The 21,631-nt window shown below is 33.9% G+C and carries 21 protein-coding genes; 4 read left to right on the forward strand and 17 right to left on the reverse strand.

Annotation, left to right across the window (positions count from 1 at the left end):
- Positions 1-17: 17 nt before the first annotated feature.
- The 11 genes from paaZ to HGK31_RS00275 all read right to left on the reverse strand — a co-directional run bounded on the left by paaZ (position 18) and on the right by HGK31_RS00275 (position 11,053).
- Positions 18-2,555: a phenylacetic acid degradation bifunctional protein PaaZ gene (gene paaZ, locus HGK31_RS00225; protein ID WP_191858014.1), complete on the reverse strand. Its 2,538-nt coding sequence runs from the start codon at positions 2,553-2,555 to the stop codon at positions 18-20.
- A 48-nt stretch (positions 2,556-2,603) separates the two neighbouring features.
- Positions 2,604-3,818 (reverse strand): 3-oxoadipyl-CoA thiolase, encoded by a 1,215-nt coding sequence (gene pcaF, locus HGK31_RS00230; RefSeq protein WP_191858015.1) that lies wholly within the window; start codon positions 3,816-3,818, stop codon positions 2,604-2,606.
- Between the two features lie 201 nt (positions 3,819-4,019).
- Positions 4,020-4,424, reverse strand: a complete 405-nt coding sequence (locus HGK31_RS00235; protein ID WP_191858016.1) for a PaaI family thioesterase — start codon at positions 4,422-4,424, stop codon at positions 4,020-4,022.
- A 92-nt stretch (positions 4,425-4,516) separates the two neighbouring features.
- Positions 4,517-5,713, reverse strand: coding sequence for a 3-hydroxyacyl-CoA dehydrogenase NAD-binding domain-containing protein (locus HGK31_RS00240; protein ID WP_191858017.1), 1,197 nt, complete (start codon positions 5,711-5,713; stop codon positions 4,517-4,519).
- Between the two features lie 57 nt (positions 5,714-5,770).
- On the reverse strand, positions 5,771-6,556 hold the full coding sequence (locus HGK31_RS00245; RefSeq protein WP_191858018.1) for an enoyl-CoA hydratase-related protein: 786 nt from the start codon (positions 6,554-6,556) through the stop codon (positions 5,771-5,773).
- Positions 6,557-6,574: 18 nt separating this feature from the next.
- Positions 6,575-7,075 (reverse strand): 1,2-phenylacetyl-CoA epoxidase subunit PaaD, encoded by a 501-nt coding sequence (paaD, locus tag HGK31_RS00250; protein WP_104734602.1) that lies wholly within the window; start codon positions 7,073-7,075, stop codon positions 6,575-6,577.
- A 54-nt stretch (positions 7,076-7,129) separates the two neighbouring features.
- Positions 7,130-7,882: a 1,2-phenylacetyl-CoA epoxidase subunit PaaC gene (paaC, locus tag HGK31_RS00255; RefSeq protein WP_191858019.1), complete on the reverse strand. Its 753-nt coding sequence runs from the start codon at positions 7,880-7,882 to the stop codon at positions 7,130-7,132.
- Between the two features lie 68 nt (positions 7,883-7,950).
- Positions 7,951-8,238 (reverse strand): 1,2-phenylacetyl-CoA epoxidase subunit PaaB, encoded by a 288-nt coding sequence (paaB, locus tag HGK31_RS00260; protein ID WP_104734603.1) that lies wholly within the window; start codon positions 8,236-8,238, stop codon positions 7,951-7,953.
- Positions 8,239-8,314: 76 nt separating this feature from the next.
- On the reverse strand, positions 8,315-9,271 hold the full coding sequence (gene paaA / locus HGK31_RS00265) for a 1,2-phenylacetyl-CoA epoxidase subunit PaaA (RefSeq protein ID WP_191858020.1): 957 nt from the start codon (positions 9,269-9,271) through the stop codon (positions 8,315-8,317).
- 69 nt (positions 9,272-9,340) lie between these two features.
- Complete coding sequence (gene paaE, locus HGK31_RS00270) at positions 9,341-10,414, reverse strand: 1,2-phenylacetyl-CoA epoxidase subunit PaaE (protein WP_191858021.1); 1,074 nt, start codon at positions 10,412-10,414, stop codon at positions 9,341-9,343.
- A gap of 69 nt (positions 10,415-10,483) precedes the next feature.
- Positions 10,484-11,053, reverse strand: a complete 570-nt coding sequence (locus tag HGK31_RS00275) for a TetR/AcrR family transcriptional regulator (RefSeq protein WP_191858022.1) — start codon at positions 11,051-11,053, stop codon at positions 10,484-10,486.
- A 49-nt stretch (positions 11,054-11,102) separates the two neighbouring features.
- On the opposite strand from HGK31_RS00275, the gene HGK31_RS00280 reads away from it, so the two are divergent.
- A complete protein-coding gene (locus HGK31_RS00280; protein WP_104734607.1) occupies positions 11,103-11,408 on the forward strand; it encodes a rhodanese-like domain-containing protein in 306 nt (101 codons plus the stop codon).
- Here HGK31_RS00280 and HGK31_RS00285 read toward each other — a convergent pair.
- From HGK31_RS00285 to alaS, 6 genes are all read right to left on the reverse strand, one after another.
- Positions 11,403-12,017 (reverse strand): DUF4230 domain-containing protein, encoded by a 615-nt coding sequence (locus tag HGK31_RS00285; RefSeq protein WP_191858023.1) that lies wholly within the window; start codon positions 12,015-12,017, stop codon positions 11,403-11,405. The genes HGK31_RS00280 and HGK31_RS00285 overlap by 6 nt on opposite strands.
- Positions 12,018-12,159: 142 nt before the next feature.
- Positions 12,160-12,810 carry a response regulator gene (locus HGK31_RS00290; protein WP_191858872.1) on the reverse strand — a complete coding sequence of 217 codons (651 nt, stop codon included), beginning with the start codon at positions 12,808-12,810 and terminating at the stop codon, positions 12,160-12,162.
- Between the two features lie 44 nt (positions 12,811-12,854).
- Positions 12,855-14,738: a tetratricopeptide repeat-containing sensor histidine kinase gene (locus tag HGK31_RS00295; protein ID WP_191858024.1), complete on the reverse strand. Its 1,884-nt coding sequence runs from the start codon at positions 14,736-14,738 to the stop codon at positions 12,855-12,857.
- 588 nt (positions 14,739-15,326) lie between these two features.
- Positions 15,327-15,854, reverse strand: coding sequence for a DUF6252 family protein (locus tag HGK31_RS00300; protein WP_104734612.1), 528 nt, complete (start codon positions 15,852-15,854; stop codon positions 15,327-15,329).
- Between the two features lie 81 nt (positions 15,855-15,935).
- Complete coding sequence (locus HGK31_RS00305; protein WP_191858025.1) at positions 15,936-16,886, reverse strand: GSCFA domain-containing protein; 951 nt, start codon at positions 16,884-16,886, stop codon at positions 15,936-15,938.
- 32 nt (positions 16,887-16,918) lie between these two features.
- The gene (alaS, locus tag HGK31_RS00310; protein ID WP_191858026.1) at positions 16,919-19,531 is read right to left on the reverse strand and encodes an alanine--tRNA ligase; all 2,613 of its coding nucleotides are present in this window, start codon (positions 19,529-19,531) and stop codon (positions 16,919-16,921) included.
- Between the two features lie 130 nt (positions 19,532-19,661).
- On the opposite strand from alaS, the gene HGK31_RS00315 reads away from it, so the two are divergent.
- The 3 genes from HGK31_RS00315 (at position 19,662) to HGK31_RS00325 (ending at position 21,631) form a co-directional block, all read left to right on the forward strand.
- Positions 19,662-20,633, forward strand: coding sequence for a M23 family metallopeptidase (locus tag HGK31_RS00315; protein WP_104734615.1), 972 nt, complete (start codon positions 19,662-19,664; stop codon positions 20,631-20,633).
- Positions 20,633-20,962, forward strand: coding sequence for a MerR family transcriptional regulator (locus HGK31_RS00320; protein WP_104734616.1), 330 nt, complete (start codon positions 20,633-20,635; stop codon positions 20,960-20,962). Before HGK31_RS00315 ends, HGK31_RS00320 begins: the two co-directional genes overlap by 1 nt.
- 69 nt (positions 20,963-21,031) lie before the next feature.
- Complete coding sequence (locus tag HGK31_RS00325) at positions 21,032-21,631, forward strand: LemA family protein (RefSeq protein ID WP_191858027.1); 600 nt, start codon at positions 21,032-21,034, stop codon at positions 21,629-21,631.

Consider the following 21,631-nt stretch of genomic DNA (forward strand, 5'->3'; position numbering starts at 1 on the left):
GTGACATTAGTTTTAATTTATATTAATCCAAATTGTTCAAAATGGTGATTTAAATGTTTACGTTCTAATAAATACCACTCGTATCTATTTAATTCACCAAAAACCATATTTTTTAATGTCGTATCAGGATGTTCTTTAAAAAATTCTAGATATTTTTCACGCTGCGACTTAAAATTTTCAATTGCTGCTGCTAAATTTTCATACTTTAAATTATCTAGTGTGTCTTTCTCTAATAATGGAAATTGAGAATTTTGAGGAAACTTTTTATAATTATACAATGAATGATGAACTTTCTCTAATATCTTTTCTGGAGTTGAAATTTCAAAGTCTTGAATCTCTCCAGCAGCAATTTTATATGTATATTCCAAATGTTCAATCATATGTTGTGGTGTCATGATTCCCCATTTTGGTTTTGTATCCTCATTCAGTTTTAAAAGACATTCATTAATCTTTTCATCTGTCATTTCAACAAAGGTTTCTTGCTTTTTTTGAACCATTGTAAGTATAGTAGCAACAGCTACTAAAGGACTATCTTTTTCGTTTTTTTGACTTTCAGGTCTATTTTCAAAATTAGCATCAAATACCTCAACATGCCATTTAACAATCCCACTTGGATGTTCAGCTGAAGCTACATCGCGATCTACTTTCTCCTTACACGTTAAACGCACATAAATTGTGTCATTATGATACAATGGCCTTAAAAAGCGAATACTATCTAAACCATAATTTGCCGCTACAGGACCTTTGTTTGGATACACAAATAATCCAGCTGCAGCTGAAATTATGAAATAGCCATGAGCCGTACGTTTTTCAAATATGCTTCCGTCTAATGACGTAATATCTGTATGCGCATAGAAATGATCCCAAGTTAAATTGGCAAAGTTTTGAATGTCAGTATCTGTAATTGTTCGCTTATGAGTTTTAAGTGACATTCCTGGTTGAATATCTTCCCAATGGTATTGAAACGGATGTTGTTCAGCATTTTTATATTTTGCATTTTGCTGATAAATGCCTGTTATTTCAGTAAGTGTTGTTGGTGTTCCTTGAATTGCTGTACGTTGTAAATAGTGTTTTATTCCACGCATACCTCCCATTTCTTCTCCTCCACCTGCTCGTCCAGGACCACCATGTACTAATGTGGGTAATGGCGAACCATGTCCAGTACTTTCTTTTGCCATTTCACGATTAATAACTAAAATACGTCCGTGATGACTAGCCGCATTCACTACATATTCTTTAGCAATATTATCATCATAAGTAGCTATAGAAGACACTAATGAGCCTTTACCCATTTGTGAAAGTTGAACTGCTTCATCTAACGATTTGTATGGCATAATTGTACTCACCGGACCGAATGCTTCACGTTCGTGAACAATGGTGTTTTCGAGTGGGTTATCTGTTCTAAAAACAACAGGACTAATAAAAGCGCCCTTATCAGCATCAGCTCCAATAGTTTCAATCCTGTCTAGGTTTCCATATACAATTTCAGCTTCTTTGGCTATATCGGCTATAGAATTTCTTACAGCTTCAACTTGTTGCTTACTCACTAAAGATCCCATTCTAACTTCTTTGAGTCTTGGGTCACCAATAGTTATTTTATCTAAAGCCTTACCTAATGCAATTTGAACATCTTCAACTCGGTCTTCAGGCACAATAATTCGCCTAATTGCTGTACATTTCTGCCCAGCCTTAACGGTCATTTCTTTGCGAACTTCTTTGATAAATAAATCGAATTCAGGTGTTCCCGGCTTTGCATCTTCTCCTAAAATGGATGCATTCAATGAGTCCGCTTCCATAGTAAAAGGCACAGACTCTTGTATTAATCTTGGATGTGCTTTAAGTAATCTTCCAGTGGATGCAGACCCAGTAAAGGTCACCACATCTTGAGATTCTACGGTATCTAAAATAGATTTTACTGTCCCATTAATAATTTGCAACGCACCTTCTGGTAAAATTCCGGAATTGATAATTTCTTTAGCAACAGCTTCTGCTAAATACGATGAAGAAGGTGCTGGTAATACCACAGCCGGAACTCCAGCCATCCAATTAACAGCACATTTTTCAAGCATGCCCCAAACTGGGAAATTAAAGGCATTAATATGAACGGCTACACCTTTTTTAGGCACCATAATATGATGTGCCATAAAACGTCCACCACGTGATAAATCAACAGGATCGCCTTCTACATGATACGGTTGATTTGGAAATAATTTCCTTAATGATGCATTGGCGAATAAATTTCCAAAACCACCTTCAATGTCAATCCAACTATCAATTTTTGTAGCTCCAGTTCTATAGCTTAATTCATAGAATGCGTCTTTTCGTTTGGTTAAATAGAAAGCAAGCTTCTTAAGCATATTACCACGCTCTTGAAAGGTCATTTTACGGAGGACCTCACCACCTTTGGTTCTTCCATATTGCAGAATTTCTGGAATATCTAATCCTTCAATTGCGACACTAGTAAATGCTTCACCAGTAACAGCATCAAGGATTGGTGTACCTTCTTCTTTTCCTGTAGTCCATTGACCTTGGACGTAATGTTGTATTTTGTTCATATTCTATAAAATAAAATGGATTCCTTCCTTCGCAGGAATTACATACCTCTATAAATTCACATTTTCAATAATGGCTGCATAGCCCTGACCAACACCCACACACATCGTTATTAAAGCATAGCGCTTGTTTTGTTCTTGCAATTCTATTGCTGCTGATAAAGCAATTCGTGCTCCCGTAACTCCTAATGGGTGTCCTATGGCAATAGAACCACCATTTGGGTTTACTCTTGGATCATCATCAGCTAATCCCCAAGCTCTTGTGCAAGCCAATGCTTGAGCCGCAAAGGCTTCGTTAAGCTCAATGATATCTATGTCGTCCATGGTAAGACCTGCTTTTGCCATTGCTTTATTTGAAGCTTCAACGGGCCCAATACCCATGATTCTTGGCTCTACACCAACCACAGCAGAACTTACAATTCTTGCTAATGGTTTTAAGTTATATTTTTTAACGGCATCTTCTGATGCCACGATAGTTGCTGCTGCACCATCATTTAAACCAGAAGAATTGCCAGCAGTAACACTGCCTCCTTCCTTTTTAAACGCTGGACGAAGTTTAGCTAAAACTTCTAAAGATGTTGTTGGTTTTACAAACTCATCTTTTGAAAATCGGATGGAGTCATTTTTTCGTTGTGGAATTTCAACGGTTACTATTTCTTTATCTAAACGTCCATTTTCTTGTGCTTTTGAGGCTTTCATTTGGCTCCAATACGCAAACTTATCTTGATCTTCACGGGAAATATTGTATTTCTCGACCAAATTTTCAGCCGTATTACCCATTCCATCGGTTCCATACATATCCTGCATTTTCGGATTGATAAAACGCCATCCGAAGGTTGAATCATACATTTTAGAATCACCACCAAAACCTGTTGAAGGCTTAGCAATAACATATGGTCCGCGCGTCATATTTTCAACACCTCCAGAAATAAACAGGTCACCATCTCCAGCCTTAATAGCACGATTAGCATGAATAATTGCTGACAAACCAGAGCTACACAATCGGTTTACCGTTTCACCAGGAACCGAATACGGTAATCCTGCTAACAATGAACACATGCGTGCCACGTTACGATTATCTTCTCCAGCTTGATTTGCACAACCCATTATCACATCATCATAAGCTTCTTTTGGGATATTTGGATTTCGTTTTACAACTTCTGAAATTACTAAAGCCCCCAAATCGTCTGTACGAACAGCTGATAATGTTCCTTTGTAATTTCCTATTGGTGTTCTTATGCCATCTATTATATATGCTTCTTTCATAATTAATGCCCACGAAAGTGGGTTTCTATAATTGTTACTATTATTATTTTTTAGCGTTACCTAAAGGTCGGGCTTTCCTTTATATCTTTTGCAAAAAGCAAAAGGATGTCACTTAAATCCCTAACGCACTTACTTGCTATGTTTTTTCTTAACCAAAATTTATCATCTATTTGTTAAGAGATTCCTGCCTTCGCAGGAATTCTATTCCCAATCCTTTTGAGTTCTATAGACAACACCTTTAAAAAGTGCTACTAATTCATCGCCTCGTTTCACTTCGACGATATTAAACCCTAATTTATTGTTTACTTTTTCGATAACTGATTCAGCCACTAGATAATCACCTTCCTCTAATGCTTCAATATGATTAATACTAGTTTCAATAGACACGGCATATTTGCCATGCGTATTTGCTGTAAAACCAAATGCTGTATCAGCCAATGAATAACTTATACCACCATGTGCATAATTCATACTGTTAAGCATATCTTTTCGTATGGTCATACCAACCTTACAACGCCCAATCTCACATTCTAATATCTCAATACCTAGCCATTGACTAAAAGCATCTTGACTTAACATTTTATATGGAATTAATTCTCCTTTCATATTTACTATTTTGTCACTTCGAGTGATTTTCGTCAGAAAATTGTATCGAGAAGTCTCGCTTGTTCTCGATAAGCTTCGCACTCGAACTGACGCTAGTTAAAAAATGTTTTTTGCTCTCTATTCATTTTACGTAACAGAGGACTACAACGGTAACGATCTTCATGATATTCGTTATACAATTCATCCATTTTATTGACGCACCAATCAATTCCTTTTTCATCTGCCCAAGCCAATAAGCCCTTTGGGTAGTTAACGCCTTTGGTCATGGCATTATCAATGTCTTCTGCCGATGCAATGTTTAAAAACAAAGCATCTGCTGCTTCGTTGATTAGCATGGCTAATACGCGTTCGAATATGCTCTCTGCTAGAGACCTCTCGACTGCGCTCGAGGTGACATCTAGACTTCCTTTAATCTTTCCGTTTTCATCATAATCATAATAGCCTTTACCGGTTTTACGACCTAAATATCCTGCTTCAGCAAAGCGTTTCTGTGTAAATGCAGGTTTGTATCTTGGGTCGAAATAAAATTCCTTAAATACAGTTTCTGTAACGGTATAATTGACGTCATTCCCGATAAAATCCATTAATTCGAATGGTCCCATACGGAAACCTCCTAGCGTTTTTAAACTCCAATCTATTGTTGCGAAACCCGCTTCGCCGTCGGGCAGGTCTGCAATGCCTTCTTCGTAAATACGCAAAGCTTCACCATAAAATGGTCTTGCCACACGATTCACTATAAATCCTGGTGTGTCTTTTGCAACTGCCACCACTTTTTTCCAATCCTTAATAGTTTGTACAGATTTATCTAATACGTCTTTTGAAGTTTGAATCGCTGGAATAACCTCAACTAACTTCATTAAAGGTGCTGGATTAAAAAAATGAATCCCAACACAACGTTCTGGTTTCTGTAATGAAGCCGCTATTGATGCTATAGATAAACTAGATGTATTGGATGCAATGATACAATTGTCAGAAACATAAGTTTCTAATTCTGAAAACACCTTTTTCTTAATATCCAGATTTTCAACAATAGCTTCTATGGTTAAATGAGAATCTGCTAAATCCTTTAAATTATCTACATATGATATATTAGACTGAATTCTATTTTTCTCATTTGAATCGATTCGGCCTTTTTCAATAAGTCTATTTAATATTTTTTCAAGGCTTGCTTTAGCTTTATCTAAAGCCGCTTGGTTGGTATCGTATAATTTTACATTACAACCAGAAGTAGCTGCAACCTGCGCAATGCCGCTTCCCATTGTTCCACTTCCTATTATTCCTATGTTCATAATTCTGTTTATCTTTCAATGCGACCTCTCGACTGCGCTCGAGGTGACCACTTTAAATTATTTTCCTTTAAAAGTTGGTTTACGTTTTTCAACAAAGGCTGCAACACCTTCCCGGTAGTCCTCGCTTTGTGCTGCTTCTATTTGTAATTTAGACTCTAATGCTAATTGCTCTTCTAAACTATTTGTCATAGATTGATTAAACAATTCTTTAATCATACCTAGTGCTTTAGTTGGCATATTAGCCAATTTTAAAGCAAGTTTACTAACCTCATCTTCAAAGTTTTCTAAAGGAATCATTTTGTAAATCATTCCTAATCGTTCTGCTTCTTCAGCTGAAATCTTGTCTCCTAACATGGCTAATGCAGTTGCTTTTTGGAATCCAATAAGTCTTGGCAAAAAGAATGTCCCAGCACTATCTGGAATTAAACCAATTAGGCTAAATGCTTGAATAAAACTTACTTTTTCATGAGCAACAACAATATCGCAAGCCAGTGCAATATTTGCTCCTGCACCAGCTGCTACTCCATTTATTGCACCAATAATTGGTTTTTTGATAGAACGAATTCGAGTGATTATTGGATTGTAATGTTCTTCGAGTATTTTTTTAAATCCTGGGTTTAAGTCTGGATTTGTGACTTCTTTTAAATCTTGACCTGCACAAAAGGCTTTTCCGCTTCCAGTAAGGACAATTGCTCTTACATCAGTATTGGCTTCACAGTCATCCATAATAGACTGGAGACTTAAAGCCATTTCACGATTGAAACTATTAAATACTTCTGCTCTGTTTAGCGTTATATACGCTACTTGGTTTTCAATTTTTAAAAGAATTGAATTGTTGCTCATACCTATGTTTCTTGTTGTCTATTTAAGACATTTAAAATAGTCGAATGGCTCTTGACATTCATCACACTGAAATTGTGCTTTGCATGCTGTTGAACCAAACTGACTTACTAATTTTGTGTTTTTGGATCCACACTGTGGACATTTTACCAATCGTTTACCATTTAGCAAAACATCTTTATCTGCCTCTGCCTCTAAAGGAGCCGCAATGCCATATTTCTCCAGTGCTTTTCTACCTCGTTCTGTAATCCAATCCGTTGTCCAAGCGGGATGGAGAATGAGTTCAATTTTAGATTTATAACCTGCATTTTTAAGTGCTGCCATAATATCATCTCCTATCACATCCATGGCTGGGCAGCCGCTATATGTTGGTGTAATTTCTACTTTTACAATATCATTTTCAATAATTGCAGAACGCACAACACCCATATCCATAATGGATAAAACAGGAATTTCAGGATCTGAAACCTGCTCTAGAATTGGGATTAAGATTTTATCTATATGTTGTTCCGTTGTTGTCATAATTATATTTAATGAGATCCTGAAACAAGTTCAGGATGACAAATCATAGATTTATCACCATTCCATATTGGGATAGGCACGTTGCATATATTGTAATTCAGCCAACAAATAACCCATATGTTCTGTATGAATACCTTGTTTACCTCCTTTTTGAAAATATTTTAATTCTGGCACTTGAATTGTTGCCTCTGTTAAAACTTCTGCAACATTATTATAATATGTGTCCTTGAGTTTAGTAACATCAACTCCTATCCCTTCTGAAACCATCTGTTTATCGGCATCAGTTTGGTGAAATAACTCATCTGTATAAGTCCATAAACCATCAATGGCATCTTGCATTTTGGCGTGACTTTCTTCAGTACCGTCACCTAATCGTTTCACCCAATCTGAAGAAAAACGCAAATGGTAACTCACTTCCTTTAAGGATTTTGTTGCTATAGCTGATAGCGTTAAATCCTTACTCTTTTGTAATTCAGTTAAAAATAGATAATGGTACACGTCAAATAAAAATTGACGTCCGATGATATATGCAAAATCTCTATTTGGTTGTTCTACCAATAACACATTTATATAGTCACGCTCTTTGCGCAACATCGCAATATCGTCTTCAGTTCTATCGTCTCCAGCAATTTTTGCAGCGTATTGATAATAACTACGTACTTGACCAAATAAATCTAAAGATAAATTTGTACATGCAATATCAGTTTCCAAACTTGGCCCATGACCACATAACTCACCTATTCTTTGACCAAGGATAAGACTATTGTCCGCTATTCCTAAAATATATTTGTATAAATTATTTTTCATAGTTTCTCTTAATGAGATTCCTGCCTTCATTTCGACAAGCTCAATGTGACACGCAGGAATGACAATTATTACATGTGTTTTATTTCATCAGGCAAATCATAAAATGTTGGATGACGATACACCTTATCTTGAGCAGGCTCAAACATTTCACCATTATGTTCTGGATTAGATGCTGTTATGTGTTTAGATTCTACCACCCAAATACTTACACCTTCATTTCTACGCGTATAAACATCTCTTGCATTTTCTAGAGCCATTTCTGCATCTGCTGCGTGCAGACTTCCAAAATGCCTATGCTCTAATCCATTTTTACTTCTTACGAAGATTTCCCAAAGTGGCCAGTTTTTTGTTGACATAATATTATTTATTGATTCATCATTTATTATTGATTCGAAATTCCTCAAAAGAATTTCTCTCAAATTGATGATAATTTTAAACTACTTGTTTTGCTTTTCTTTCTCCTTGCTTTTCGGCATAAGCCATAGCCGCATCGCGAACCCATTCGCCACGTTCCCAGGCACCAACTCGTGCTTTCATACGTTCTTTATTCATTGGACCGTGACCTTTAACTACTTGCCAAAATTCATCCCAATCAATTTCACCAAAATCGTAACAACCGCGTTCTTCATTCCATTTTAAATCTGGATCCGGAATGGTTAATCCAAGAATATCTGCTTGAGGCACAGTTTGATCTATAAACTGTTGACGTAAGTCGTCATTTGATTTTCGCTTTAATTTCCATTTCATGGATTGCTCTGTATGTATAGATTCTGCATCTGTTGGCCCTAACATCATTAAACTTGGCCACCACCAACGATTCAATGCATCTTGCGCCATCTCTTTTTGTTCTGGTGTTCCATTACACAATTTGAGCATGATTTCATAACCTTGTCTCTGGTGAAAACTTTCTTCTTTACAAACGCGAATCATGGCTCGTGCATAAGGTCCGAAAGACGTGTTACACAATGGCACTTGATTGATGATAGCTGCACCATCTACCAACCATCCAATAGCTCCCATATCTGCCCAAGTAAGTGCAGGATAATTAAAAATGGACGAATATTTGGCTTTTCCTGTATGTAATTGCTCATACATTTCATCACGTGAAATACCTAAAGTCTCGGTTGCGGAATATAAGTATAGTCCATGACCTGCTTCGTCCTGAACTTTGGCTAACAATGCAACTTTACGCCTTAATGACGGTGCTCTAGTAATCCAATTTCCTTCAGGCAACATGCCAACAATTTCGGAGTGTGCATGTTGAGACATCTGACGAATATGTGTTTGACGATACTTTTCTGGCATCCAATCTTTTGGTTCAATTTTTTCGTCGCGCGCTATTCGCGCTTCAAATTGCTCTTCTAGGTTTTTTATTTGTTCTTCACTCATAATTTAGTATTTAGTGAATAATTCTATTTATAATAGATTCCTCGACTGCGCTCGGAATGACATATCTTTTTAAACATCAAAATCCACAACAACTTTTTCTGTTGTTGGTACGGCCTGACAGCTTAATACATAGTTTTGTGCGACTTCTTTATCTTCTAATGCGTAATTAATCTTCATTTCGACTTTACCTTCTTTTATCTGACACTTGCAGGTACTACAAACACCACCTTTACATGCAAACGGCAAATCGGCACCAGCACCTAAAGCGGCATCTAAAATATTATCGTATTCTTTGGTCATGGTGAATTGGAATTCTTTCCCACCATCAACAATAGTGACTTGTGTGCCTTCTACTTTTTGCTGTGCCAATCGTTCAGCTCGTTTAATATCTTCTTCTGAAAGACCGGTAACAAACAATTCAAAATGCACCAACTCTTTTGGCAAACCTTTATTTATCAAATATTGGCTTACATACTTAACCATTTGTTCTGGTCCGCACAGAAACACTTCACTCGTATCTGGAATATCAATAAATATTTCTGTAAGCACCTTCATTTTCTCATCATCAAATCGGCCATTAAACAAGTCTATATCACGTCTTTCTTTGGTTAAAAAATAATAGATTTCTAGTCTTCCAAAATACGTGTTTCTCAACTGTTCCAAGTCTTCTTTAAAGATAATGGATTTTGCCGTTTTATTCACATAAAACAATTTACAAGTTGAGTTTGGCTCTTCAGCCAAATGCGTTTTTATCATAGACAGTATAGGCGTTATACCACTACCTGCTGCAAAAAACAAATAATTCTTGTTTTTTTCTTTATTACAATTAACTCCAAATGTTCCGCTAGGTGTCATTACTTCTAGTGTATCTCCTGCTTTCAATTCTTCATTAACATAAGTTGAAAATTTTCCTCCCGGAATGAGTTTTACAGCTACTTTCCATTGGTTCTCCAAAGGGCTTGAACATAATGAATAGGAACGTCGTACGTCTTCATCGTTAATAATAGCTTTTAAAGTCAAATGCTGACCTTGTCTAAATTTAAAAGCATCTTGAGATGATTCAGGAATCTCAAAAGTGATAACCGATGTATCTTCGGTTTCTTTATAAATATCTGCAACTTTTAAGTTGTGAAATTCTGCCATATTATTCTTTTGAACATCTAACTAACACTTGTTAGTTAGATTTACAAATTTACAAAAAAATTCTATTAACTATTTGTTAATTCCACTAATTAGGATTGTACTCAAATTTTTTGATAACTCCTCAAAATTTAAATCTTCTTTTTTAGGTATCCAGAGATATAAAGAGCGTAATGTAGATAATAGCGAAAACAACATAGTTTCTATATCCGAATCAATAATTTCATTTTTACTAACACCATCAATTAAAATGTTTCTAAAGTCATTTTCATAGTTAGTTCGTAATTCTAGATAATACTGCAATTGGCCCTCAAGATGCATCCAATCATTATTCAATGATGCCATACCATAAGTATTCTTGCTGGTAATGTTGATATGCAATGCAATGATGTCCTTTAACTTTTGAATTGAAGATTGGTTAGAATTATTGATTTGCTCCATACCATTAGTAAATTCTTCAGCCAACGAAATGATTATTTCTTTTAATATCTCTTGTTTAGAACTTATGTGGTTATAAAGACTTGCAGCTTTCATACCCATGGTAGTTGCCAAATCGCGCATGGTCACAGCACTAAATCCTTTTTCTTTAAATAATTGTGCAGCTGTTTGAATTATCTCCTCTCGTCGTGTTTCAGATTTCAATTGTAGATTTTAATTATTTATTTGTAAATTTAAATAAAATGAAATGACTATGGGATTCTTAGATTTTTTATTTGGAGCAAAGAAAAGGCAGATTCAATATTTTTTAGAAAATGGGGCTGTAATTCTAGATGTTAGAACAAAAAAGGAATGGGATAATGGTCATATTGAAAATGCTGTACATATTCCTTTAAACGAATTACAAAATCATGTTGAAGAACTAAAAGCAATGAATAAACCTTTTGTAGTATGTTGTGAAAGTGGTGTACGGTCGGCTAAAGCTGCGAAATTCTTGAATCTAAAACGTATAGAAGCTACTAATGGAGGTGGCTGGGTAAGTTTGAGAAAGAGATTATAATTTTAATCCCGTAAGTTCATTTATATTATCAATAGGTTTTTCATTATACTTTAAAGTCCATCCCATTGAATTTGTTAAAATATGAAATTTTGCCAATTCGCTAATCAATCTGTTTTTGGCATTTAATTTTATATCTGAAGCCTCTACCTTTTGCATGAGTGATTTCTTTACAGTCTCTTTAATATTGTTGTAGTCTTTGGCTTCAAAAGGGTTTAAATAATCCGCTTGAACATCATAATATTCAAAATCAGGATTTATTTTTATTTCTTCCTTTGGCACACCAGTAATATGAAGCGTTTTGTTTTTTTCATCAATACTGTAAGTTATTTTACTTAAATCATATGCTATAGTCACATCGGCATTGACCACAACTAGAGCTTTTTTTTCAACGTTGACTAAATCGGCAAAAATGGCTTTTGAATTTTTATAAGTAAACACTTCACTAAAATGACCTTCAGTTACCACTAACTTACCAACGTTTTTAATTTGTTCCTGTATTAATGTGGAATTTTCCTTTAGCAGAGTTTCTTCTTTTTGTTTATCGCCACAATACTTGAATGACAACAAAACCACCAACGTAATTATTACACCAAATAAAATTTTTCGCATATTACTAAAATACATAAAAAAACAAAGCACTGATATCTTCGACAATGAAGTCTTATCAATGCTTGCGTTCTTCCTTGATTAATAGCAATTCAAAAATACGTTAATAGAAAAAATCAAATGTTCTCTATCGATTAAATTATTGTTAAATTAAATTATTGTTTTTTGCTTTTTGAACGGCTTCAATCTTATTATGGACTTGCAATTTTTTGTAGATGTTTTCTATATGTTTTCGAACGGTACCTGTGGATAGTATAAGATTTTTTGCTATTAAATTATAACTCAATCCTTTGCTTAACTGCTCCAAAACCTCAACTTCTCTTGGAGTTAATTTTATATCTTCCTTATCAGACTCATTTTCAATATTTAGTGGATTTCTTAATAACCTAAGAGTTTTCATAGCAATAGAAGGATTCATAGCTGCACCACCATTTAATGTTTCAACTATGCCATCATGCAGATCTTTGGCATTGACATCTTTTAACAAATAACCATCTGCTCCAGCTTTTATGGCATTAAAAATGTTTTCGTCATTATCAAAAACTGTGAGCATAATAATTTTGATATGCGGATATTTTTGCTTCACTATTTCTGTAGCTTCTATACCATTTAAAACTGGCATTTCAATATCCATTAATATTAAGTCAATATTGTGATTGGACTCCAATTTCACTAGTAGGTCAGATCCGTTAAGTGCTGAAAATTTAAAATCTAAATCCTCAAAAAAAGACAGTTTTTCATTTACTGAAGTAATTAAAAAAGAATTATCATCTACTATAGCTATTTTAATTTTCATCATTCTAGTTTTTACAAAACGAATTTACTAAACAATATAAAGCCTTACTTATTTATAGCCTTTTTCACAATTATTGAAGTGCCACGTTTAGGGTAGGAGTTTATTTCTATCTCTGCCTCCAATTCATGTGCTCGCTTTTTCATATTGTTAAGACCATTTCCAAATTCGACCGTTTCTATATCAAAACCTTTTCCATTATCAATTACTTGTATGACTACAGCATTGTTAATCTCTTGAATTTTTACAGTAATTTCAGTTGGGTTTGCATATTTTAAAGCGTTATGAATGGCCTCTTGGATAATCCTATAAATATTCATGCCTTCAACAGAAGTAAATTTTATAGTATCATTTACATTTTCTGTGTGAAATGAAAACGTTATTTTTTCAGAGACTCTATCTGCCTTTTCAATAAAATTTGAAATTCTGGCTTGTAAATCATCAATAGTAATCTCATTTTTATTCATTGCCCAAATGGTATCTCGCAATTCATGAATAGTGGAGGTTGTAAAGCGACCTATAGAATCTAATTTATTACTCAACTTTTCTGGTAATTGAAACCCGTACTTCAAATTATCTAAAGACGAAATTATAAAGGTTAATTGCGCGCCTATGTTATCATGCAAATCCCTTGAAATTTCAAGGCGTTGTTCTTGAAGTTTATTTTGTGTTTCAATCTTCACCAATGCTTCTTTCAATTCACTTTCTCGCTGTAATTGTTTGTTTTTTAGTTTTTGCTGACTGTAAAACAGATAGCCCAAAATAAATAAAAGCACAGCCAAAATTATCAAGCCAATTACTTGTGTGTTTTTCCTGTTTAAATCAAGTTCCTTTTCAGCCAAATCAGCTCTTTGAGCAAGAATTTCCTTTTCTTTTTTTTCGGTTTGATATTCAATTTCCAATTCAGCAATTTTGTTTTTAGTATTTTGATTATGAATACTGTCTTTAAAAGCGGTGAAATCTTTGTAGTAAATTAATGCTTTTTCAGGTTGACTATTGGCTGAATAATAAGTCGAATAATTTTCTAAAGCCATTTCAATATCTGTAGCGACTTTATATTTTTTAGCAGTAGTATAAGCACTATCAATATACTTTTTAGCTTGTGGTACTCTGTTATATTCCAATAACACTTGAGCGATATTGTTGTAACTAGCTCCAAGACCTGCAAAATTTCCGATTTCTTTTTCTAATGTGGCGGATTTTTCAAAATAGACAAGAGCAGAATCAATTTCACTCATATAATAATAAACAGCTCCCACATTATTTGCCGATTCAGCAATGCCTTTTTTATCGTTTAAGATTTGTTCTATTTTTAAAGAGTATTGAAAATATTCCAATGCTTTTGTTAGATTTCCTTCATTGGCATAAATAATAGCAATGTTATTATATACTTCCGAAATTCCTTTTTTATCATCCAATTTTTCAAAATCAGCTTTAGCTTTCAAATGGTATTCTATAGCTTTATCATATATATTGTTGAAACTGTAAACTATTCCAATATTGTTATGAGTAGTTGCAGATTCACGACGCATATTTTTTGCTTCATAGATACTCAATGCTTTTATAAGGTATTCAATTGCTTCATCATACAACCCTAAATTTCTGTTGACTACGCCAATATTATTATAAGCTGAAGCACTTATTATGGAATCATTAGTATAATTTAAGGCTTCAAGCGAAAGTGTTTTTGCTTTATCAAAAGTTCCCAAATCTCTATAAACAACGCCCAAACTGTTTTTTAAACGTCCTATTTCTTTTTTATCATTATCCTTTTGAGCTATTACCAAACCATCTTCTAAAATTGAAATGGCTTTTTGGTGATCATCCTTATAAATATCTAAAGCTGAATCATTAAGAACTTGTGCTCGGTTTTGGGAATATGAAAATAATAGGGTAAAAAAAAGTAAGACAAAATAAATACATTGTTTCATGTGGTTAGCTTTTACATATTTAATAATAAACAAAAAATGTTTATTGACTTAAAAGTTATTGGATAATAAACTCTTTTGCACATCCATCAATTCTTTCAATATAAATGAAACTTGCTTAAACATAAATACGTTTAAACTATCCAATAATTTTACTCTATGTTTAAGCGAACTTTGTAATTGAATTTGATCAGATAGTTTATTTGTTAAAACATTAAAACTCTGATTTCTTGTATTGACATCTTTAAGAATTTCAAAAAATTTAAATATTGAAGTAATTACCAGAAAGATTACAAGCGTAATAATAATAACATTGAAGTACATCTTGATGAAGGTATTAAACAAAAAAAACACCAATTATAAACTGTTTTTACACAGTCTATTAAATTGATGTTTCTTTATATATTGATTAATAGCATAATAAATTTACGATTTAAAGTGACATGAAAATTAATTTTTCGATAAACTGCCTTTAAAAAAGATTAAGCGTAATAACTGTCTGGTCATCACGCCTAATCAACAAATCTCAACAACAAGATTTAATTATTGCTTGTTAAGATTTTCAAGTATTGCGTACAAACTCAGACTGATTTAGGTTGTTTGTAATGTTAGGTTAAACGAACCATCTGTTATATTTTTTACAGAACCGTCGTTACTGTTTTTGCATTCGTAATTAAAGGTTCCTTTAACCTTTGTTTCTGTTTGTTCTGAAATATTTATTTCACCAATAACTCCCGAATCTTGAAAAGGTGCTGACCACGTTTGTGTATTTGAAGGATCACTGATGTTAGGCTCAATGTAAGAAGCTACAATAAACACATTGTCATCTGAAATTTCATAAGATCCAACACCTTCATAACCATTGATTATAATATTAATAGCTTGAGATTGTGTGTTCCCTTGAAGAATTAATGTTGTTTGACCACCTCCTGAAGACATATTAGCAAATGATGTGATTTCTAAAGATGTAAATTGGTTTCCGTTAATTTTAGCTGAAATAGTACCTGAAGCAGCTCCAACGCTACCTGGATCTCCACCATCATCATCACTTTTACATGATGTTAATGACACCATTGAAGTTACTACTACTAATAACATAAATTGTTTTAAAGTTCTCATTGTTGATAATATTTTATTGTTAATAATGGTTCAAAATTGCAACAATATGAAAATGAAAACAATACGATGAATTACGTATTTTTAAAATACGATATGGGGAAAATCCTTTTGTAGATGGATCTGTTTCTGCTTTAAATCCTCTAGAAATCTTTGATGTTCTTCAGAATTAGGATTAAATGGCTTATGTAAAAGCCGTTTTTGGATAGCATCAATATTTTGAAGAGTTTCTGTAGCTTGATTAGAAACCCAAACATTTTGAAACTTTTCCCAAATATAGTTCACGGCAAGCGTATTAGGATGCAACATGTCCTCCTTATAAAAACGGTAATCACGTAATTCGTCTAACATGATTTCATATGAAGGAAAATAATATATCTGATTTCTTGGTTCTACTACTTGGTGAATAGCTGCAACTAAATGTGCTTTACTTCGGGTATTTTCAACAAATCCATCTTTAATGTGACGAACTGGAGACACTGTAAAAATCACTGAAGTATTAGAATTGACGCTTTTTATTAATGCCACAATACTTTTAAGTGATTCCGAAATATCATCAACAGTTAATAATTCTTTTACAAACTGTTTTTGAGATACTTTATGACAATTAGCCACAATGTTATCGGTTTCTAAATTTCTATAAACCCATGCCGTACCCAGCGTTATGATAATATGTGATGCTTCTTTTAAAAACGAATTTGTAAGAGAGATTTGATTATTTAGCTCTTCTATTAAATCTTCTTTTGATGAATTACTCAATCTAGAGTGAGCCTCATAACAATGCCACTGCTCATTGTGAAAAAAAACATCATTTTTAGAATAATCTTTTTTATTAATAGCATAAGTAATCAAATTCTCAATGGCCAGTGGATGAAATAGAATACCAAACGGATTTTGTAGCTGCTGAAACTTATAATAATTTAATTTCTCACCTATATTCTCTACAAAACACGACCCAAACAGTATTATTTTGGAGTGATAATCAATTTGATTATGCTGCTGTGGTTTTAAGGGTATTTGAGTTTGTAGTTTCATAATAGTAACTTGAGACAAGCTCAAAATGGCAATTAATCAAGATAAGATTTAACTGCTTTTAAAGCTTCTTTGATACCATCAGGATTTTTTCCACCAGCTGTAGCAAAAAATGGCTGACCACCTCCACCGCCTTGGATATGTTTTCCCAATTCTCTAACTATTTGTCCAGCATTCAAGTTCCTTTCAGCAACTAATTCTTTTGAGATATAACAAGACAATAATGCTTTACCCTCATTTTCAGCACCAAACAACAGAAATAAATTATCATATTGACTTCCTAATTCGAAACATAAATCTTTTATACCTGAAGCATCTAAATCCACTTGTTTTGCTAAAAATTGAATTCCGTTATACTCTGTCAATTCGTTTTTAAGCTCACCTTTTAGGTTTTTGGCTTTTTCCTTCAGCAAAATTTCAATTTGCTTTTTTAAATTACTATTTTCTTCTTGTAAATTCTGAAGTGCTTTTACGGGTTCTTTGGTGTTATTAAGCATGCTTCTGATGTTCGTAAAGACTTTATAACCTTCCTCAAAATAATCTTTCATCGCATCATTTGTTATGGCCTCTATTCTGCGTATTCCAGCCGCAACTGCACCTTCTGAAACAATTTTAAAATACCATATATCGCCAGTGTTTTTCACATGTGTTCCGCCACATAACTCTATAGATTGACCAAATCGAACCGTTCTAACGGTATCACCGTATTTTTCGCCAAATAATGCCATGGCTCCTTCCTCAATAGCTTGTTCCATTGGAATGTTACGCTGTTCTTGTAAAGGTAATTTTCCAGCAATTCTAGCATTTACAAAGTTTTCAACATCACGTAATTCATCAACAGTCATTTTTGAAAAATGCGAAAAATCAAAACGCAAATATTTACTATGCACTGCACTACCCTTTTGCTCAACATGAGTTCCTAAAACTTCACGTAAAGCTTGGTGTAATAAATGCGTTGCTGTGTGATTACACTCGGTTCGGTAACGTTGTTTCTCATCTACAATAGCTTTAAAGTTTCCTTGAATATTTTTAGGTAGACTTTTCGTAAAATGAATGATTACGTTATTTTCTTTTTTGGTATCAACAATATATATTACATCTCCTGTTGCATCCTCAAGATAGCCTTTATCACCAACTTGACCACCTCCTTCGGCATAAAACGGAGTCAGATTAAAAACCAGTTGATACATATCGCCATCTTTTTTTGAAGTCACTTTGCGATAGCGGGTAATTTTCACATTGGCCTCTAAAGCATCATATCCAATAAATTCCTGATCGGCATCATTAATTAAAACCGTCCAATCATCGGATTTTAATTGAGATGCTTGCTTGCCTCGTTCTTGTTGCTCCTTTAATTTTTTACTAAACTCCTCATGATTATAGGTAAATCCGTTTTCACGAAGAATTAAATCTGTTAAATCTTCAGGAAAACCATACGTGTCTTTTAGTTCAAACACTTTGTTTCCAGAAATTTCTTTTGAATTGGAATGCGTAATAATTCTGTCTAGTAATAATAAGCCTTGATCTAATGTTCTTAAAAATGAAGCTTCTTCTTCTTTTATTACATTTTCAATTAGTTGCCTTTGTTCTTTTAATTCTGGAAAAGCTCCTCCCATTTTTTTAATAAGCACATCAACTAAACGATATATAAATGGTTCCTTTTGGTCTAAAAATGTAAATCCATATCGAATGGCACGACGTAAAATTCGACGTATCACATAACCCGCGCCTGTATTACTTGGTAATTGTCCATCAGCAATTGAAAAAGCCACTGCACGTACATGGTCACTTATAACTCTTATTGCAACATCTACTTTGTTAGACACCCCATAATCTTTCCCGGAAATGGTTTCAATTTCACGAATAATTGGTGTAAATACGTCAGTATCATAATTGCTTTTTACGTTTTGCAAAACCATGCACAAACGTTCAAAGCCCATACCTGTATCAATATGTTTGTTTGGTAAGTTTTCTAGCGAGCCATTGGCTTTGCGATTGTATTGCATAAAAACCAAATTCCAAATTTCAACTACTTGCGGATGATCCATATTTACCAAATCTTTACCTGAAACATTGGCTTTTTCTTCTTCTGAACGAATATCAACATGTATTTCACTGCAAGGACCGCAAGGACCTTGATCTCCCATTTCCCAGAAATTATCTTTTTTATTCCCCATTAAAATACGGTCTTCAGAAATGAGTTCTTTCCAAAAATCGTAAGCTTCTTGATCCATGGGAATATTATCCTCCTTATCACCTTCAAAAACGGTTACATATAGTATGTCTTTATTAATTTTATATACTTCCGTTAACAATTCCCAGGCCCAAGCAATCGCTTCTTTTTTAAAGTAATCGCCAAAGCTCCAATTTCCCAACATTTCAAATAAGGTGTGATGATAGGTGTCATAACCTACTTCCTCAAGGTCATTATGTTTTCCTGAAACACGTAAACACTTTTGTGTATCTGCAATTCTATTGTTCTTGGGCTCGGCATTTCCTAAAAAATATTCCTTAAAAGGTGCCATTCCTGAATTAACAAACATAAGCGTTGGGTCATCCTTGAGTACCATAGGTGCTGACGGCACAATGGCATGTTGCTTATCTTTAAAATAATTCAAAAATGTTGAACGTATATCTTGGGATTTCATGTATGAGTTTGTGTTTCAAGCTTGTGTTAAAATTCCGTAAAGTGCTAAACTATTTTTATATTTGTTAGTTTACTTGTCAGAAAAACCACTTATTAGTAATAGTTATCTGCAAAAATAGTAAATTTAGCCAATGAGTAAGGTAAAATATTATTACGATTCTGAAACGCTTTCTTATAGAAAAATAGAGCGCAAAAAAGGACGTACATTTAAATACATATCAGTTTTTATACTGGCTGCTGCCTTATTTGGTTTTCTTACAGTTTTTATTACTAGTCAGTATGTTGAATCGCCTAAAGAAAAAGCTCTGAAACGTGAATTATCTAATATGCAATTACAATATGAATTGCTTAATAGAAAAATGGACGAAGCACAATTAGTTTTAGAAGACATAGCGAATAGAGACAATAATATCTACAGATTATATTTTGAAGCCAATCCTATACCAGATGAACAACGTAAAGCAGGTTTTGGCGGTGTAAATCGTTACAAATATTTAGAAGGATTTGACAATTCGAAACTCATTATTGAGAGTAGTAAGCGATTAGACATCCTACAAAAACAAATTGTAGTACAATCAAAATCTCTTGATGAAATTGCCAAAATGGCCGAAGAAAAAGAAAAGTTATTGGCAGCCATACCAGCCATCCAACCCGTAAGAAATGAAGATTTAACACGAATGGCTTCTGGTTACGGCATGAGAAACGACCCTTTCACAAAAGTGAGGAAAATGCATTGGGGAATGGATTTTACTGCACCAAGAGGCACGCCAATCTATGCCACTGGTGATGGTGTTGTAACCAGAGCTGATAGTAATTCGGCTGGATATGGAAAACACATTCGAATTGATCATGGCTATGGTTATGTGAGTCTTTATGGACATTTATATAAATACAATGTCAGAAAAAATCAAAAAGTTAAACGCGGTGATTTAATTGGTTTTGTAGGAAGTACAGGTCGATCAGAAGCTCCTCACCTACACTATGAGATTTTCAAAGACGATCAACGTATCAATCCTATTAATTTTTATTATGGTAGTTTATCACCACAAGAATTTAATGAACTACTAGAAAAGGCAACTTTAGAAAACCAATCTTTAGACTAATGCATATAGAACTACCAGAAAAAAGATATTACGGAATTGGTGAAGTAGCCAAAGCTTTCGACGTAAACACGTCATTAATTAGATTTTGGGAAAAGGAATTTGATGTACTGAAACCAAAAAAAAATGCAAAAGGCAATAGAAAGTTCACACCTGATGACATTAAAAATCTTAAGCTTATTTATCATTTGGTTAAAGAACGTGGTTTTACTCTGGAAGGCGCAAAAATTCATTTAAAAGAAGAGAAACAGCAAACACTAAATAACTTTGAAATCATCAGTAAATTAGAAGATGTCAAAGCACAGCTAATCAAAATCAAAGAACAGTTGTAACATTTTATTGATTTTGTCAACTTATTAATGGTTACTTACAAAAAACACTAACATTCAAAACTTAATATTATGAAAAAATGGTTAATCCCAGTTATCGTCATTGCCGTAATAGCTTTTGCTCTTTATTCATGGGCAGTTGGATTTAACAATACTGCAGTTGAATACCAAGCTGATGCAGAAACTGCATGGGCTGATGTTGAAAGTTCTTATCAGCGTAGGAATGACTTAATAGGTAATCTTGTGAAAACCGTTCAAGGAGCTGCAGATTTTGAAAGAACAACTCTTCGTGAGGTTATTGAGGCTCGTGCCAAAGCAACTTCAACAACAATTGATGCTAATAATTTGACAGCCGATAATATGGCTCAATTCCAACAAGCTCAAAGTGGTTTAAGTGGTGCACTTTCAAAACTATTAGTTTCTGTTGAACGTTATCCTGATATTAAAGCCAATCAAAACTTTTTGGAACTACAGGCACAATTGGAAGGTACTGAAAACCGCATAAATGTTGCCAGAGATCGCTATAATGAAAAAGTCAATATTTATGACAAGCATATTTCAAAATTCCCTGGAACCCTTTTAGCAGGATTATTTGGTTTTGATGACATGCCACGATATAAGGCAGATCCTGGAAGTGAGAATGCACCTGATGTAGATTTTGATTTTGAATAA

Origin of the sequence: Hanstruepera ponticola, assembly GCF_012931685.1 — a bacterium.
GTDB classification, from domain to species: domain Bacteria; phylum Bacteroidota; class Bacteroidia; order Flavobacteriales; family Flavobacteriaceae; genus Hanstruepera; species Hanstruepera ponticola.

Coding starts and splice junctions, on each gene's coding strand:
- paaZ (WP_191858014.1), bottom strand. CDS start 2,555: ATGAACAAAATACAACATTACGTCCAAGGTCAATGGACTACAGGAAAA.
- pcaF (WP_191858015.1), bottom strand. CDS start 3,818: ATGAAAGAAGCATATATAATAGATGGCATAAGAACACCAATAGGAAAT.
- HGK31_RS00235 (WP_191858016.1), bottom strand. CDS start 4,424: ATGAAAGGAGAATTAATTCCATATAAAATGTTAAGTCAAGATGCTTTT.
- HGK31_RS00240 (WP_191858017.1), bottom strand. CDS start 5,713: ATGAACATAGGAATAATAGGAAGTGGAACAATGGGAAGCGGCATTGCG.
- HGK31_RS00245 (WP_191858018.1), bottom strand. CDS start 6,556: ATGAGCAACAATTCAATTCTTTTAAAAATTGAAAACCAAGTAGCGTAT.
- paaD (WP_104734602.1), bottom strand. CDS start 7,075: ATGACAACAACGGAACAACATATAGATAAAATCTTAATCCCAATTCTA.
- paaC (WP_191858019.1), bottom strand. CDS start 7,882: ATGAAAAATAATTTATACAAATATATTTTAGGAATAGCGGACAATAGT.
- paaB (WP_104734603.1), bottom strand. CDS start 8,238: ATGTCAACAAAAAACTGGCCACTTTGGGAAATCTTCGTAAGAAGTAAA.
- paaA (WP_191858020.1), bottom strand. CDS start 9,271: ATGAGTGAAGAACAAATAAAAAACCTAGAAGAGCAATTTGAAGCGCGA.
- paaE (WP_191858021.1), bottom strand. CDS start 10,414: ATGGCAGAATTTCACAACTTAAAAGTTGCAGATATTTATAAAGAAACC.
- HGK31_RS00280 (WP_104734607.1), top strand. CDS start 11,103: ATGGGATTCTTAGATTTTTTATTTGGAGCAAAGAAAAGGCAGATTCAA.
- HGK31_RS00285 (WP_191858023.1), bottom strand. CDS start 12,017: ATGCGAAAAATTTTATTTGGTGTAATAATTACGTTGGTGGTTTTGTTG.
- HGK31_RS00290 (WP_191858872.1), bottom strand. CDS start 12,810: ATGAAAATTAAAATAGCTATAGTAGATGATAATTCTTTTTTAATTACT.
- HGK31_RS00295 (WP_191858024.1), bottom strand. CDS start 14,738: ATGAAACAATGTATTTATTTTGTCTTACTTTTTTTTACCCTATTATTT.
- HGK31_RS00300 (WP_104734612.1), bottom strand. CDS start 15,854: ATGAGAACTTTAAAACAATTTATGTTATTAGTAGTAGTAACTTCAATG.
- HGK31_RS00305 (WP_191858025.1), bottom strand. CDS start 16,886: ATGAAACTACAAACTCAAATACCCTTAAAACCACAGCAGCATAATCAA.
- alaS (WP_191858026.1), bottom strand. CDS start 19,531: ATGAAATCCCAAGATATACGTTCAACATTTTTGAATTATTTTAAAGAT.
- HGK31_RS00315 (WP_104734615.1), top strand. CDS start 19,662: ATGAGTAAGGTAAAATATTATTACGATTCTGAAACGCTTTCTTATAGA.
- HGK31_RS00320 (WP_104734616.1), top strand. CDS start 20,633: ATGCATATAGAACTACCAGAAAAAAGATATTACGGAATTGGTGAAGTA.
- HGK31_RS00325 (WP_191858027.1), top strand. CDS start 21,032: ATGAAAAAATGGTTAATCCCAGTTATCGTCATTGCCGTAATAGCTTTT.